The sequence below is a fragment of the Synechococcus sp. MU1655 genome (assembly GCF_023630655.1).
Classification (GTDB): Bacteria; Cyanobacteriota; Cyanobacteriia; order PCC-6307; family Cyanobiaceae; genus Synechococcus_C.
Genome location: NZ_JAKUHK010000019.1, coordinates 1 through 14359, shown reverse-complemented (window position 1 = coordinate 14359; position 14359 = coordinate 1). Strand labels below are relative to the sequence as shown.

General features: G+C 48.1%; 10 protein-coding genes. 1 reads left to right on the top strand and 9 read right to left on the bottom strand.

Features of this window, described 5'->3' with window-relative positions; all coding sequences use genetic code 11:
- Positions 1-15 precede the first annotated feature (15 nt).
- Entirely contained in the window at positions 16-3120 is a 3105-nt protein-coding gene (locus tag NCN04_RS01955; protein ID WP_250395017.1) for an efflux RND transporter permease subunit, read from the bottom strand.
- 12 nt (positions 3121-3132) lie between these two features.
- Entirely contained in the window at positions 3133-3720 is a 588-nt protein-coding gene (locus tag NCN04_RS01950; protein WP_250395016.1) for an efflux RND transporter periplasmic adaptor subunit, read from the bottom strand.
- 780 nt (positions 3721-4500) lie between these two features.
- On the opposite strand from NCN04_RS01950, the gene NCN04_RS01945 reads away from it, so the two are divergent.
- The gene (locus NCN04_RS01945; protein ID WP_250395015.1) at positions 4501-5451 is read left to right on the top strand and encodes a Rieske 2Fe-2S domain-containing protein; all 951 of its coding nucleotides are present in this window, start codon (positions 4501-4503) and stop codon (positions 5449-5451) included.
- Here NCN04_RS01945 and NCN04_RS01940 read toward each other — a convergent pair.
- The 7 genes from NCN04_RS01940 to NCN04_RS01910 all read right to left on the bottom strand — a co-directional run bounded on the left by NCN04_RS01940 (position 5415) and on the right by NCN04_RS01910 (position 14204).
- Positions 5415-6476 (bottom strand): Rieske 2Fe-2S domain-containing protein, encoded by a 1062-nt coding sequence (locus NCN04_RS01940; protein WP_250395014.1) that lies wholly within the window; start codon positions 6474-6476, stop codon positions 5415-5417. The genes NCN04_RS01945 and NCN04_RS01940 overlap by 37 nt on opposite strands.
- Before the next feature lie 331 nt (positions 6477-6807).
- Positions 6808-7962, bottom strand: coding sequence for an MFS transporter (locus tag NCN04_RS01935; RefSeq protein WP_250395013.1), 1155 nt, complete (start codon positions 7960-7962; stop codon positions 6808-6810).
- Between the two features lie 536 nt (positions 7963-8498).
- Complete coding sequence (locus tag NCN04_RS01930; protein ID WP_250395012.1) at positions 8499-9836, bottom strand: GGDEF domain-containing protein; 1338 nt, start codon at positions 9834-9836, stop codon at positions 8499-8501.
- Between the two features lie 122 nt (positions 9837-9958).
- A complete protein-coding gene (locus NCN04_RS01925; protein ID WP_250395011.1) occupies positions 9959-10732 on the bottom strand; it encodes an ABC transporter substrate-binding protein in 774 nt (257 codons plus the stop codon).
- 467 nt (positions 10733-11199) lie between these two features.
- Positions 11200-12837 (bottom strand): putative bifunctional diguanylate cyclase/phosphodiesterase, encoded by a 1638-nt coding sequence (locus tag NCN04_RS01920; RefSeq protein ID WP_250395010.1) that lies wholly within the window; start codon positions 12835-12837, stop codon positions 11200-11202.
- A gap of 491 nt (positions 12838-13328) precedes the next feature.
- Positions 13329-13688: a hypothetical protein gene (locus NCN04_RS01915; protein WP_250395009.1), complete on the bottom strand. Its 360-nt coding sequence runs from the start codon at positions 13686-13688 to the stop codon at positions 13329-13331.
- Between the two features lie 216 nt (positions 13689-13904).
- Positions 13905-14204, bottom strand: a complete 300-nt coding sequence (locus NCN04_RS01910) for a hypothetical protein (protein WP_250395008.1) — start codon at positions 14202-14204, stop codon at positions 13905-13907.
- Positions 14205-14359: the final 155 nt, after the last annotated feature.

The following is a 14359-nucleotide window of genomic DNA, read 5'->3' as shown; positions in this document are numbered from 1 at the left end:
GCAGACACCCATGGTTCATCGAGTAGTAGCAGGGAGAAGCCAACGCCCATAGCGGGCATACAGGGCCGGAATCACCACCAGTGTGAGCAAGGTGGAGGTGATCAGCCCTCCGAGCACAACGATGGAGAGGGGCTGAAGGATTTCATTGCCTGCGCCAAACGCAAGGGCCAGCGGCAACATGCCCAGGGAAGACGTCAGTGCCGTCATCAAAATGGCGTTCAACCTCTCCAGGCTGCCGTTGCGGATCAACTCCATCGTTGGCTCACCGCTTTGATGGCGCCGATTGAAGTTGTCCACCAGCAAAAGGCCATTGCGAACGGCCACGCCGAACAACGTGATGAAACCGATCAGCGAGGCCACCGACAGCACCCCGCCACTGATCAGAACGGCGACCAGACCACCCACCAGGGCTAGAGGCAAATTGATCAGGATCGCCACTGTGGCTGGCCAAGAGCGCACCGCAAACAGCATCAAACAAGCGATCACCACAGCAGCTAAGAGGCTGTAGAGAACCAAGGCACGGGTTGCGCGTTGCTCTGATTCGAATTGGCCTCCATAGCGAATGCTGTAACCAACAGGCAGCCGGACGGACTTTCCCACCTGGCTGCGAATGTCATTCACCACCGGCCCCAAGGGGCGGCTGGCAACGTTGGCTGATACCACGATTCGACGAGACACATCCTCACGGTTGATCTCATTCGGGCCACGAGTTGACTTCACCAACACAAAGTCGCCAAGCGGTTTGAGCACTTCAGAGGCGGTTCGAATCGGTACCCGACTCAACACGTCCAGATCACTGCGTTCCTCAGGTCGCAGAGTCACGACCAAGGGATGGCGGCCACTGGCTGGCTCAGCAGGGCTGATGAGTGCACCGTGCAGGGCGACGTCCGTGGCTTCCGCAAGCGTTGCAACACTGACCCCTTCCCGAAGCGCCCGCTCACGATCAATGGTCAGCTGGATCTGGGGCACCGGCAGCAGAGGTTCGAGCTGAAGATCCACTACGCCTGGAACCTCACCCACCACATCACGAACCTGCTCACCAAGGCGGCGGAGTTCATTCAGATCAGGGCCCGTAATCTTGATCGCAATCGCACTGCGTACGCCAGAGAGCACTTCATCCATCCGATGGGAGATGAATCCACCGATGTTGGGGGCCACGCCAGGTAGAGCGAGAAAGGCCTCACGAATGCGAGCGATGGCAGCAGAACGATCAGCCATGGCCCGATCACTCAATTCCAGATCCACGTGAGCGATATTCACTCCCGCACCATCGGCATCCCCTGGAGCACGCCCGGAGCGCACTTGGATCCAGTCGACGTCATCGCTGGACTGGAGACGTTGCGAGAGAACTGTGCCTGCGCGGCTCGTCATCTCGAGAGACACACCGGGATAAAGAACCATCGAGTTCACCAGCGACTGCTCGCGAAACTCCGGCAAAAACACCCGTCCAAGCCCTGGAAGAATCAAGACAGCTGCCATCACCGTTGCCAGGGCAAGAGCCAAGACGCGACGCGGAGTGGTCAGAGCGAGATTCAGAATCGGTTTGTAGATCCGCTCCGCAGTGCGCTCAACCCAAGAGGGGTTGGCCGGCAGCGGCGAATGACTCAGCAACAGAGCACAGAGGGCTGGTGAAAGGGTGAGTGCCACAAGCGTCGACGCCATAATCGACAGCACGTAGGCGATGCCCATCGGCATGAAAATGCGCCCTTCCACGCCCGTGAGCGTGAAGATCGGAGCGAACACCACAACGATGATCAGGGTGGAAAACAGCACCGGCTGACGGACGTCCACCGAGGTGCGGAACACCACCTCCAAGGGGTCTTGGGGCGACGCTAACTGCCGATTCCGGCGCAGACCCCGGTAGCAGTTCTCCATGTCGACGATGGCGTCGTCGACCACCGATCCGATGGCTACCACCAACCCACCGAGGGTCATGGTGTTGAGCTCAAGCCCAAGCCCCCGCATCAACAACAGACCAACCAACAACGACAACGGAATGGCGCTGAGGGTGATCACAGCGGTGCGCCAGTTCATCAAAAACAGCACCAGCACAGCCGCCACGATCACAACGCCTAGCAGCAGTGATTCGCTCACATTGCGGATGGCAATCTCGATGAACTGGGCTTGACGAAACGTTTGGCTTACCACCACATCCTTTGGCAGGGACGCATTCAGTTGCTCAACCCGTTGTTCCACAGCTTTCGTTAGCCGCGGGGTGTCCACATCCGGTTGCTTGTTGATCATCAACACCACAGCCGGCTTGGCATTGAATGTGGCTTCGCCCCGCCTTAAAGATGCTCCAGAGCGGATCTCAGAGACATCGCCCAAAGCGGTGATTTCACCTGTCGTTGCACGCAAGGGTGCCTGTGCGAGATCAGCCCTGGCGGTGCTGAAGGTGGGAGGAAGAATCAGACGTTCTTGCCCACCAGAAATCTGAACACCACCGCGACCCTTGAACAGGGCATCACGGGTTGCCTCAACAACGTCGGACAGGGAAAGATTGCGCTGCTGAAGTGCACCTAGGTTCACCTGAACTTGAGTCTGCGGCAGGTCACCGCCGTAGATCGTGACCTGGGCCACGCCAGGGATGGCGAGCAAAGCGTTCTCATAGGTGGTTTGAACCAACGAGCGCAACTGGAATTGCTGATCTGCCGTTGCCGATTCAGGCAGCGTGAAGGCGTATTGGAGAACGGTGCCGAGGGGCGAAAGAGGTGGGGAGATTTCCGGGGAATCGGCCGACGCCGGCAATTGAGTGCGGAGCTGCTGCAGGCGTTCAGACACCAACTGGCGAGCGCTCTGCAACTGCGATGCATCGCGGAACACCACCTGCACCATCGAGAGCCCAGGCTTGGATGCGGAGCGCACCACATCCACGCCTGGCAGCCCATTCACAGCCGCCTCAATGGGCGCACTGATCTGCCGCTCAACCTGTTCCGGTGCCAGACCAGGAGCGGACGTTTGTATTTCTACCTGCGGCGGCGCAAAGGGGGGAAACACATCCATGGGCATCTGAACAAGGTTCAGCACTCCCCAAACGCTGATCAGCAGCGAACAGAGAACAACGAGCCATCGGCGTGCAATCGAACCGCGCAGGATGGCGTTGAGCAGTGTGTTCAACATCGATCCGTCAGATCATCCTTGCTTCGATCCAGGTCCACGGCTGCGAATGCCCAACACCACACCGAGGATCACCAGCAGAACAACTCCGATGCTTCCGGGGAGCAGCCATGTAGGGGCGCTGTTTTGTGCAGGCTGAACGTCAGCCTGACCCGACTCGTCGCCGGCGGTGCTTGTTGCGCTGGTCTCAATCAGAACACGATCATTCTTCTGCGACTCCGCGTAAAGCGAAAGAGCTCCTGAGACCACCACCTGTTCATCGGCGCTAACACCCTCCAGAACAACCGTGCGGTCGTTCGTTGCAGTCCCGAGACGGACGAACACCGGGTCGTAGGTGTTACCGCTGTGTACGAACACCAGTGATTTACCCTCGGCATCAACGATGGCGACGCTCGGTAGCGTCAACTGCCCATCGGGTCCTCTCTGAGGTGCAGCGGTGGTGATGCCCAGGAGCTGATCCTGCTCAGGCGAAGCCTTCACCTGATCGACCTCACCGTTCTGGACGAACTCATCGCCATGGCCGGAATGGGCCAGAGCGGCTGGAACAATTAAGCCCTGAACACCACCACACAGAAGAGCACAGCAGAGAACAAACGCGCGCATGTATTCAGTTGATTGTTGAGCCCATGATTGCGAGATTTTCAGCAAGTTGCAAAAAAAAGATCAGAATCCATCTATCACCGACCTGTGCAGGCCCTCAAGAAGCAGCCTGAGCTGAGTTGCACACGATTGGTTCTGATTGCACAAAATTTAAGGAGCAATTGGGGGACAAGCCCTTCTGAAGACCTCCCGTAATTGAAAGCTTGGTGGTATCACCGACCACCAGGGCCAATGTTGAGCTTGATCAGACGTTTCTGATTTCCTTGTTTGCTGGGTTACGGGATCTCTCATGAGCTCGTAACCGTATCACTCATGGTATGGCTTTGATTCTCTCTGAGCTTTTGACAGAATAGTTGATTACATGTTGCCGTTAATAGACAGCTCAACATGCATTTCTTAATGAGCCTTGTAAGAGCGGAGCCTTATGCGTGTTTAAATCATTCTCTTGATTTGTTGTTGATGGTTTTTAATATGTTTCCAAGAGTCTTGATGGTAAGCAATATCTACTTTGAGTCCTGATGATTTGTTTGAGGCTTTTTCGTGGGCTTTCAAAGAATTCATCTAAGTCTGCATGTGAATCTCGATGGTTGAGAAGCTTCTGCTAGACAAGCTATGCGCTCCTAGATTCTTGCCCAATACTATAAATAACTAATGAAAACTTGAATTTCACCCTATTAATTGGTTGATACCCACCCATCGAGGATGCTATTGATACTCAATGCGATTAGCTTCTTACCCATGAATACGAGCCTCCAGCAATTAGAATCTTTTTGGTATCCTCTGATGCCGTTGGAAGCATGGGCTGGCGAGCCACTTTCGGTTCAATTGCTGGGTCGAATGCTTGTTTTATGGCGTTGCACGGATGGTCAGATAGGCGTCTTGGATGACCGCTGCCGCCATCGTTCGGCTTCGCTTTCAGGTGGTCATATTGGTCTTGATGGACACCTTCACTGCCCCTATCACGGATGGGCATTTGACACGGATGGCCACTGCCGGGAGTTACCCCAGCAACCGAATCAGACCATTCCCAACCGATGCCACACGAAGGCTTACCAAGTGAAGGAACAACACGGGTTGGTGTGGGTCTGTCTTGCGAATCAAGCAAAGCTGCCGATCCCACCACTATCGAAGCTTGCGTCCGGTTGTCATCGACGCATTCAAGGATTTCATGAGCAGTGGCAGTGCTCCGCATTCCGTGTGATCGAAAATGGGTTGGACAACTTCCATCATTATTTTGTGCATCGGGGAGTGCTTAACGCCGTTTCCCCCATCCCAGAGCCGATGGAAGGCGGTATCACTGTTACCAGTGATGGGTTGAAGTTCAGTATTCCTCTTAAACTAAGCACAACCGATGCACTAGAAGCCACGGTTGGGGATTGCAGCTCTACACCGCGTGTTGAAAGATATGTTCATTGGCTAGCTCCATTGGGGCTCACCCTTCAACTCACCTGGCCCAATGGACGTCAGCAATGCATTGTGTTATTTGCTGTTCCTCGTGACTCGTCTTCCTGCACAATTTTGCGCTTTTATCTGCGCAACGATACGGAAGAAGAAGTGAGCGACGCCAGCGTGATTGCTTTCGAACGCGCGTTAATCGATCAAGATCGCCGCATCCTTGAATCGATGCCATCCGTTTTTGACCCATGCCCAGTCGGGGAGCAGCTGATTGAGGCGGATCAACCGATTGCTTGCATGCGTCAGCTTCTCCAGAAGTTTTTGGCTACTACTTCCTGAGCTGACACCTTTGCGTAACCAAAATCGATATGTTTGCCTGTCATCTGTTCCAAGTAGCGGAAGAAATGGTAAACCGGCGCGTCATTAATGGAGGCGTTACCGATTGGAAGTTCTCCCTGATCAAGAAAACGCGCCTGGCTCTCAATAAAGGGTTTATCTTCTTCACTATTTTGAATGGATAGATTACGCAGACGATTCAAAAATGGCTGAAACTCCATTGCTCCCCAAGCGTCAGGGTCGATATAAATGCAACCTCGCGTCATTGTTGCCTTCGAGTCTTCGGGCACAAATAGCACCGCAATAAATAATCCGTCGGCAATTTTATTTAGCCATAGATTTGGCGCTCCTCCAACCTTCCAATAGGCCTGAAGGGAGTCGCTGAATTGCTGATAGGTGACTAGTACCGAGCACTCTTCATCTCTAAGTTCCATATGCATGCCACTAAGAGTTTCTGCTCCTATCCAGCGACGCAGACGATGCACCACTCGGGCGATCCCATGAACCTGAAATCCATGCGTGTGGTCGATTCCACTAGTAATGGTGATTCCCCATGGTCCACAGGGATAGCGATACTCAAATAGCGAATGGCAGTGGAAACGATCTGGATTGTTTAGCTGCTCGAACTCCTGGGGCAAGCGAATAGCGGCTCGCGCGGCTTCTATTTGTTCTGATTGCATGGCGAGATGGCCACGACTGTCGAATAGGCCATCACTCATCGGCAACCATAGAAATCCTCCCTCCTCCAGGAGAGGCAGGTTTAGCAACGATTCTGATTCACCTTGTTCGCCGTGGAGGGTCCGAACACAGTGCCCTTTTTGATTGAATTCTTGATAGTGGAAGGGGCAGCGCACCGTGTCACCGATTACACGGGGTGGCTCCGTCCCGCTGAAGAAAGAAACGTGGCGATGGGGGCAACGATCGATATGCGCTGATGGTCTCCCATCGGCACTACGTAGCAGAAGCAAAGGAAGCCCGAAAGCCTGCAAGGAGATGGCCGTCTCCCGCTTCAGTTCTACAGAATTCAATACAGGCCAGGCCAGTGGCAGGCGAGACAGCCAAGGACGACTGAGGTCAAGGCTCTTTGGATCTCGTCTGCGTACCGAAGGTTGTTGTTGTTTATCAATTGAACCGTTGCTCAAGGGAGAAGCTTTTTAAGTTCATGCATTTTCTCGTATTGAATGATTCTTCTGTGCAGCCTCTTGTTCGGTTCATAGCTGTGTTTGACTTCAATTTCCTGGTGGGTTGCTCCACAACATCAGGGGGCATTGAGGTCAACAAACTCGCCTCAGATGCTGACCGGTTGAATTGTGGATCCATGAACTAGATGATTTGTCACAATGAGGCATGGCACTGGTCTTATCCGATCCTTCTCGGCTGCCAGGTGGGGCGTTCGACAATGATTGCAAGTCCCATCAGAGTGATTGCAAACATGCATGTGCCAGCCCACCCCCACTGGATCCAAAACAGAGCAATCAGCGTTGAGCAGATAGCTGCCCCCAGGTAGCAGGAGAGAAATAACTGACTGCTCATTCGACTACGTGCTGATGGATCGATTGAATAGATACGCGCTTGGTTGGCAACGAAGCTGCCCTGCACCCCAAGGTCTACGGCCATTAGTCCCATCACTAGAGCAGGCAGTGCTTGCTGCTCTAATCCCATCAGCAAAAATCCACCTGCGGTGCAAAGCACTCCTGTGAGCACGATTCGGTTGGGTCCTAATCGGTCGACAAGACGACCAATGATTGGTGAGGCCGTAATGCTTGCCAAACCAACAAATCCAAAGCTGCCTATCACCGCCGGTCCGAATCGCCAGGGTGGACTTGCAAGATGTATGGCTATACCACTCCATATCGCCATGAAACTCCCAAACAGTAAGGCTTGAGATAGGCAGGATCTGCGCAGAAGTGGGTAACGGCACCAAAGGTTGATCTGTGAACGTTGCAATTTCCAGTACGAGACTTGGCTGGTCGGGGCTACGACCGGTAGACAAGTTTTAAATAGAATTGCTATAGCCAACATCACAATGGCTGAAAAGGCATAAATAATGCGCCAGTCCCAGAGCTCCGCAACTACGCCACTAACACTGCGCGACAAAAGAAGGCCGCTGAATTGACCGCCCAAAATGATCCCCAACATCTGGCCGTGCATGGACTTTGGAGTAAGAGCTGTCAAATAAGGAGGCATAAGCGAGGGAATCAGTGCGAACATCCCTAGAGCGAACCAACTGCACAGCAGTAAACCGAAACTTGGTGCCAGTAGAACAACCCCGCAAGCAAGCGCCATGCCTATGGCCAATAGCGTTAGTAAGCCACGTTTCTCTCTGATATCCCCGAGAGGAAGTACAAACAGAAAACCCAATGCCATTCCCAACTGAGTGACCATTGGTCCTTGCAGAACTGTTCCTGGTGACAGCTGAAAGGCTCCCTCAATCGTTGGTAACAATGATTGGGAATAGAAGGGATTGGCAACGCTCACCCCTACCGCTAAAGCCATCAGCCAAAGTGGCGGCATCACACTCTGAAAGTTTGGTTCTCTGTTTGATCCAGGCAAAGAAAGAGCTCACTGCTGTATTAAGTCAATTCTGACCTTTCATCGGTTGGCACGGCAGAACCACTCTGTAATGAGCTTTTGCAGCCGCAGCTCTACCTCTGTACGGTTCCCTTTCATGAGCAGTTAATTGCAAGTGAGCTAATCGCTGATGTTGGGATTGAGCTGCCAGTGATGTCGCAAAAGTGCTGATCTCAGAGCGCACTGAGTCGATTTCAATATCAGTTTAGACAGCTGCGAGCGAGTCATTCTTGATAGTGAGCAGCTATTTGGAGCACCTGGCTGATGAATCGACCCGAATCAGACGAAGGCCCTTGTACACTTGATAGCTCAAAATCCAGTGTGAGCTCTCAATCCAGGAAAGTAACCTAGAGAGCTGGAAGGCATCGTTAACACACCGCCGCCAAAAATAACCACAATTAGCTAACAAATAAGTACAGCATCAAAAGGAAATGATGAGTTCTGCACCTTGACTAAGCAAAAGAGCGAATCAACGTAGATCAGATGTTAATTGAATTGTTTGGTGGTTTCACGAACCAAGGTCGCTCAAGCGAGTAGATGGAAACCTGATTGCGGCCCTGCTTCTTTGAGCGATAAAGCTCTTGATCAGCGCGTTGAATCGCATCATCAAGTGATAAAGAGCAAGGGTTGAAGACATAACAACCACCGCAGCTGATTGTGATTCTCCCAGTTTCTGCACCTACATTCTCAATCAAAAGGTTTTCAACAGAAGCACGCAGCTCATGGCAAAAGTGATCAAAATTTTCAGCAGAAACGTCATACATGAGGATCAAAAACTCTTCCCCTCCATAGCGAAAGCAATCATCCAAGGGCCGTCGTAATGCTTTAGCAATACAACTAGCTATAGAGACCAAAACCTGGTCGCCGGTCGTATGACCATAAACATCATTGAACTGTTTAAAATGGTCAACATCAACCATCAAGATAGCTATTGGGCTAACTGTTCGCACTGCCTGCTTCCAGGCCTTTGCTCCATAAATATCCAGAGACCTACGATTACCAATCTGACATAACGGATCGGTCATCGAGAGATCATTCAGCGCCATACAGGAAAGAACCAGACGGTTCAGAAGGCCAGACACCATCTGACGCAACATCCTGATTTCAAGGACTCCATTGTCAGAAGATTGAAGTTCCTTCTCCACAACTTGAAGATCAGCAAGACCCTCAGAGGTATCACCTGCTGTATTCAGAATAGGAACTGCTGAAGTGATCGAAAAAATTGACTCCAAAGGCTTTACGATTTTACGCTTATACACAAGATAAGATGACAACATTGCCACACAAGATGCAATAATGACGGTAATAATGAGTAGTATTTCGTAGTTTAACTCAGTGCGCCTAATCTCTCGCTCCAGATCCTGACTCAGTAAATTGAGATCATTGTTGGAGGCTAAAAGATTGTCGTGAGCGAGACGAAGATCCTTTAATGGGTATCCACGTAAAACATCAAGTGCATCATCTCTGGTCAGCGTACTATTCTTAAGAAGCGTAGAAACAACACGTTGTGCACGTAAAATACGCATTTGAGCTGAATCAAATTCTTTGGTGATAAGGGGAGGTAAAGCATCATCAGTTCGCCTCATCCAACCAACCTTGAATTCATAAGAAAGGCTCAATAAATGTTCCTGTAAACGCAAAATAAACTCACGCGTAGAGCCGTCTGAGTCGTTAGTGGATAACAAAAAATCTTCCTTGATATGGTCAATTTCTCCCAGTTTGCCAACAAGATATGTAACCTGAGTTTCTTCAAGAAGAATAGAGTTAAGCTGTTTTTTAGAACTTTGAGAAGAGAGTGATGTGAAAGCTTCAATCAATATAACTGAAGAGAGAATTGTAACAACTGTGACGATTTGGATATAAAGAACAAGCCGGCTAACACTGTTGGAGGATGAACGTATCTCCTTCCAAAGACTGCGAAGTGGTTTAAATATTTGTCTCATGGCAAGAAACGATCGGAAATCTTTGGAGATGGCGTATCTAAAGAAATGAAATTCAAATTTTGCATTGACTGCCTTACATTCTCAATATTTAATTCGACAATGCCTTGAGTCTGCATTAACTTACTTTGCTTATGGGCTTTTGGATAAAAGGCAATCCCTTTCAATAATTGCTTGAACTCATCGGGCGATAGATTCAGGCTTGAAGCCATAAAGGCAATGGAAGATACTTCATTATTCAATGCATATTGATGAGCCTTGAACCAACCAGATACGATTACGGAAACATCCTCAGCCCGCGATGAATAAGCAGATGGTGAAACAGCAAGTACATCTAAAATCTGACCAGGTATTTCAGAGCTATCGAAAATAGTTTTGCCCCCAATGGACCTCACTTTTTCACTATTGGGAGGATATAGAACTGCAGCATCGATCTTACGATCATAGAGAGCACTTGGCATCTCAGAAACTAACATGGGCATCATACTTGCATCATCAATTGAAAGGTCGATAGATTTCAATGCCTGTTCCAAAACAAATGGTCCAAACGAATTAGCTGCTACCGCAACTTTTGCACCTAGCAGATCGGAGACAGATTTAATTTTCAAGGACATAATCTGATCTCCACCGACCGATTCATCCAATACCAATACAATGACAGGACATTTCTTTGGCTGTTTTGAGCAAATATCAAGAATATCAACAGTAGTCAGTTGAACAATGTCAAGATCGCCTCGTAAATATGACCGTACCACTTCAGATTGATCCTTCAATGAGACAATTTCCGCACCAGGTGCGAAACCCTTAGATACTGCTAGATTCAGATATTCGTAGCCAGGCCATTCTGAATGTGAAATTTTTAATCGATTATTATGCTCAAGTTTGCATCCAACTAGCGATAGAGACAGAGCTAAAAACGTGAAATGCGATAAATGCTTAAGATAAGAATATTTCAAAATGTATATGGTAATACTGTTAGCTTAGCAAAATTATGCAGTATAGTCGATAAACTAAGAGAACTCTCAGGCAGATGGTCATTTTTTCTCAGTTTTTAAATTAGAAGAGTGAATTGATCCATTCAAGAGGGGCAAGGCTCACAAAATCACTCAACAATTGGAACTTTGAGTTTAAAACTTAATGAGTCTGCCTACGATTGAACTATTGAATGGTTAATTGCTACGAGGGTACGAATAGTCGTTCTAAGCAGAATCCCAGTCCAAAACTTACCCAATACTGGCTATTAATTGTGGTGCATCTCAATACACTTTGCCATCTCTTCAGCGGATAAAGGCTTTGATTTGAAGTAACCTTGAAAATAATCGCAACCATATGACTCCAAGAATTCAATTTGTTCAGCATTTTCAATGCATTCGGCACAGACTTCTATGCCTAGCTCGTGTGCCATAGAAATAGTCCCCTTAGTGATCGCAGTATTTGACAAATTTTGTGGAACGCCATTAACGAAGCTACCATCTATTTTGATGCACTGAATAGGCAATGCCTGCATGATTGACAATGAAGAAAAGCCTGTACCATAATCATCAATACAAATATCGATACCCATTTCAGATAGTTCATTAAACAAGTCTTTTGCTTTGATTGAGTCAGTTAATAGAGATGTTTCGGTAAGCTCAATTTTTAAGCACTTTGGTGACACATTGTATTGATAGCATATTCTCTTGATCTGATCAGGGTATGAAAAGCCTGTGTTTTTATAGTATTCAACTTGAACAGCTGAAAAATTTATTGATATACAAGTATATATAGAGTTTTGCTTCCATCTGTGAACTGTTTTGATTGATTCTTCCAGCACCCAATCCCAGATGCGGTGAATGTGTCCTGAAGATTCTGACAAAGGGATGAAGACATTAGGGGGAATATATTGTTCTTCATGCTTCCAGCGGCATAAAACTTCGATCCAGGATACTTGATTGGATGTGTTAAATATCGGTTGAAATGCAAGTTTAAGCTCTCCCTTTTTAATTGCAACTGAAAGGTTCGCCAACATTTCTATCTCTTCATCGGTTTTAGTCTTTCTTGTGGAGACTAGATGAGATGGATGGATAAGGCTATTATGCAGATGTTTTTGTGTCTTTTTTCTAGATAACATTCGTTTATCAGCCTTTCTAAATGCCTCGATAATTCCTCCTTCCTGATTTGACATGTATACACCAGTAGCAGCATTAATTCCTGCCGCAATAAGTTCGTTGGAGAGGCGAGTTACTATGCTACTGGATATATCGGTAGTTGATTCAAGTAAAATGCAGAATTCATCACCTCCAGTTCTAAACACTTTGTCCTGCTTGTTTCTAATAAGGCGTTTTAAAGTCACTCCTAGTCTTTTGAGAACTCGATCACCGGCTTCGTGCCCAAAATCATCATTAATACTTTTAAAGTCGTTAAGGTCGACAACAGCTACACAATATTGAATTGAATGATTTCTCTTTTTTCCATGTTCATTTCCAAATGAATCCCATGCTTTACGATTCAAGCATCCAGTAAGACTGTCAATGAAAATACTTTTCTCATTCGTTATATCTTTAAAAATCCATACACATGATTTTAATGTATTCGTGCCTGGTATGCTAATACTTTTCCTGAGAAGTGTGCGACCGTCCTTGAGCCGTATTTCATCTTGCCAGTTTTGATCGTTTTCGTAAAGTGATTGAATCGGCTTTAAGAATTCTTCTGGATATAAAACCTTTGTTTTGAGCTGATTTAAAATTGTCTGATTGTCACTGCTTGCTAGAATATGCTGAGGTATTCCCCACATACTTACAAATTTATTGTTAAAATAAGTCACTTTTCTGCTGCAACAGTTTATTACCAATATTCCATCCAAGAGCTCATCCATAACAAGCTCAAGTACCTGAGTCAAGGAGGATTTGCTATTCGCTAGATGCTGCATTGAAGAGAGACGTTGCTCTATCAATATGATTATACGAGTTAGATTTCTTTTTTACTCGTGCCTCATCGAGTTTTAACTCATTGTTTAGTCTGCAATAATGCTGTCCTAACTCCACGCTTCGACAACGGATCCGAAGCTTTGGATTAGGAACTGTTTGTGTCATCTTCCTTAATGTAACAGGTCTGTCGGAATTATTTTAACCAGTTCAATGTGCTCCAATTCATCCAGTGCTTTTGGCACGCGTCATCATTTAGGTGCGCTTCTTCGCCAGGGACCGGCGTCTGCAAAATCTAGCCTTGTTGCAGGTCAGCTTTTCATCGTGCTTATGGCGATCTATGGCGAACCATCTTGAAAACGCAACTGATGAGTGATCCTCGCTATCACCCCTGCCGTCAATCATTGCTGCAGAGCGTTCCTGTTCGTCATCTTGAGCAGAACCTGGGTGTTATGAATTCTGTTATCTACACTCTTGCCCGTTTTCTCGAACCGATCTCATCTTCGAACTTCACCGTCTGAGCCCCATTGATTGCCCTAGTCGCCATCTTTTCTGCAAAGGTGAGTGGATCTCTCATAGGTGTGTCTGGGTGATCACTGAAATTCACTAACAGAACCCCTTTATCGATCATCTCTCGGAAGGGAGACTTCTGGCTTTCACGATCACCATCCGCTACTCCAGATTGAACATCAATCCTGTTTTCCGTTGAATCGATCACTAGATCATTCTCTTGAAAACGATTATGATCTGGCGAATCCACAAGTTGGTAGTGGTTCAGTGTGATCATGGTGATGGAAGCCCGCAAGGATCCAACGATGTGGAGCATGTTCAATGCTGGCCTTGAGGGGTCTGCTTGATATTTGTTTTGATGCATCAGGATTAGATGAAACGCCTACTGGTGAGCCGACTAGTGCACATGCTGGGAGAAGCAGTGCAAGAGATTTCTTCTAGTTCTGTTGATCAACTGTGGGTGCCTCTAGGTCAATCAACGGATGCTTGAACGCAGCATTATCCAGAGCGCCATCAGGGCTAGCAACAGTTTTTATTGCAACTCACGAGCTTCCACCTTTTGCCTAATCAATCCAAGTAGTTCACGAATCCATGACTCATCGGTAGATAATCCACCACTGTATTGATCTTGCCGCGCTTCAAACAACAAGTTGCAGCGGAGATCCGGGAGTGTTTTCGCCTCTCCACCATTGGCTAAATCTGCACAGGGTTTAAATCCAGCTTGCAGCTCATAGCCATTGACTGTGTGCGCGAATCGACTCCATACATTCCAATGGACATCCGGATCAGGGATGTTTTCCAACGTCAACGCTTGATTACTGGTTTGATGCATCGAGTGTCAATGATTGGATATGACCTTGCTTGAGTGAGTATGGATCAATCAATGATTGATGGAATCCCCCATTTGGGGGATCTAATTCCTGTAAGAACAGAACAAATTGATATGTTTTTGCTGCTTGGTAGGTCCACCTGCCTGATCAGACCCAG